Genomic DNA, 476 nt, shown 5'->3' with positions numbered 1-476 from the left:
CATGGGCACGACGCCGACCGATATCCGGATGACGCTGACCGATCCGCGCGACGTGGCTGCGGCCGCGGTCGGTGGCGGCACGCGCGACAACAGCAATCTCAAGGCGCTCTCGACCCTGCGCAGCTCGGCCGGCTTCGAAGGCAAGACGACCGCCCTCATCTCCGGCAACGCCGCAACACTCGCCTCGCGCCAGCAGGTCGCCCAGGCGCAGAGCGCGATCCGCGACGGCGCGGTCGCCGCGCGCGACGCGGTATCGGGCGTCAACCTGGACAGCGGGGCAGTCGACCTGATGCGCTTCCAGCAGGCCTATCAGGCGTCGAGCCGCGTGATCCAGGTTGCGCGCGAAACGCTCCAGTCAATCCTCGATATTCGTTGAGCAGCATCATGCAGATCAGCACCTCCCAGCTTTACGACCGATCATCGAGCCTCATGCAGAAGCTCAGCCAGAAGGCCGACAAGCTGCAGATCCAGGTCTC

Annotated in this window: 1 protein-coding gene; it reads left to right on the top strand. The window is 66.4% G+C overall.

Annotation, left to right across the window (positions count from 1 at the left end; translation table 11 throughout):
• The coding region (locus RAD16_RS40875) for a flagellar basal body rod C-terminal domain-containing protein (RefSeq protein WP_458163674.1) at positions 1-376 on the top strand (376 nt) is incomplete at its 5' end.
• Between the last annotated feature and the right edge of the window lie 100 nt (positions 377-476).

The sequence above is a fragment of the Bradyrhizobium sp. 18BD genome (assembly GCF_054185225.1).
Note: the sequence above shows the minus strand (reverse complement) of the source record. Positions and strands in the feature narration are given on the sequence as shown.